Below are 1884 nucleotides of genomic sequence, written 5' to 3'. Positions count from 1 at the left end.
CCGAACTGGACCGTCGCGGCCGAACCCAAGCGCACCCCGACCGTCACCGTCACCGCGCAGGACGCGGAACAGGGGGTGAAGCTCGTCTGGACCTGCGAACTCGACGAAACCGGCCTGATCCGCCAGCATGCGGAAGTCATCAACATCGGCGAAGGCCGACTGGACGTGAACAAGGTCGAACTCGCCTTCGCCGTGCCCGCCGACGCCAACGAGATCCTCACCACCACCGGCCACCATCTGCGCGAACGTTCGCCGCAGCGCCAGGACTTCACCATCGGCCGATTCGCCAAGGCATCCATGGCCGGCCGTCCTGATTTCGACGCCACCCTGCTGCTCAACGTGGGCGAAAAGGGATTCGGCTTCACCCACGGCAACGTCTACTCCGCGCACGTGGCATGGAGCGGCAACAGCGTGCTCTCCGCCGAACGCCTGCCGTACACCGCCGGCGTGATTGGCGGCGGCGAGGTGCTGTTCGGCGGCGAAATCAGCCTCGCCAACGGCGAAAGCTACACCACCCCATGGCTCGTAGGCTCCTACGGCGAAGGACTCAACGAAGTCGCCGCGCGCTTCCACGGCTACATCCGCCGTGTGCACCGCGATTGGCTCGTGGCGCACAACATCGCGCCCAAGCCACGTCCGGTCATTCTCAACACGTGGGAAGCCGTCTACTTCGACCACGACTACGACACCCTCGTCCGCCTCGCCGACAAGGCCGTGGAAAGTGGCGTGGAACGCTTCGTCGTCGACGACGGCTGGTTCGGCGCCCGCCGCGACGACACCGCGGGACTCGGCGACTGGCAGATCTCGCAAGACGTCTGGCCGGATGGAGACAAGTCGCTCAAGGCGCTCGCCGACTACGTGCATGGCAAGGGAATGGAATTCGGACTGTGGTTCGAACCGGAAATGGTCAACCCCGACTCCAACCTGTTCCGTGAGCATCCCGACTGGGTGCTCAAGCCCACCGCGAACCGTCTGCCGATGCAGGGCCGCAACCAGCAGGTCGTCGACCTGACCAACCCCGACGCCTTCGCCTACATCTACGAATCGATGAACAGGCTCGTCGGCGAACTCGGCATCGACTACATCAAATGGGACCACAACAAGCTCGTCACTGAAGCCGTCTCGCCGCGCACCGGACGTCCGGCCGTGCACAACCAGACGCTTGCGGTCTACAAGATCTTCACCGACCTGAAAGCCGCGCATCCGGGTTTGGAAATCGAAAGCTGCTCTTCTGGCGGCGGCCGCGTCGATCTGGGCATCCTCGAAGTGGCGGACCGCATCTGGGGCTCCGACTGCGTCGACCCGGTGGAGCGCGAGGACATCCAGCGTTACACCTCGCTGCTGGTCCCGCCGGAGATGATCGGCGAACATGTGGGCGCTTCCCCCGCGCATTCCACGCATCGCGCGACCACGCAGGAACTGCGCATGGCCATGGCGTTCTTCGGACATATGGGCATCGAATGGAACCTGCTCAAAGAGCCGCAGGCGGACATCGACAAGCTTGCCGAATGGGTGGCCGAATTCAAGAAGCACCGCGAATGGTTCGCCGTCGACACCGCCGTGCACTCCGATGCAGCCGATCCGGCCGTGCGCGTGGATGGCTGCGTCATGCCGAACAAGGCCGCCGCGATCTACCGCTTCACCCAGCTGACCACCTCGCAGACCTATCCGGCCGCACCGGTACGATTGCCCGGACTCGACCCGGAAGCCACATATGTGGTCTCCCCGCTCGACGTGAGCCTCGACCTCATCAAGCAGGACATTGGCAACGGCCAGAGCACGCTCGGATGGTGGAACGCCGACGGCGTGAAGATGACCGGCCGCGCGCTCGCCACCTACGGCATCCGTCCGCCGGCGCTGCATCCTGCACAGGCCGTCCTTTTC

The 1884-nt window shown here is 64.7% G+C and carries 1 protein-coding gene; it reads left to right on the top strand.

Annotated features, from left to right (window positions below):
* On the top strand, positions 1-1884 hold a 1884-nt coding region (locus B3C64_RS02640), incomplete at both ends, for an alpha-galactosidase (RefSeq protein WP_291533538.1).

It is taken from the genome of Bifidobacterium sp. UBA6881, from assembly GCA_002451435.1.
GTDB lineage: Bacteria > Actinomycetota > Actinomycetes > Actinomycetales > Bifidobacteriaceae > Bifidobacterium.
Note: the sequence above shows the minus strand (reverse complement) of the source record. Positions and strands in the feature narration are given on the sequence as shown.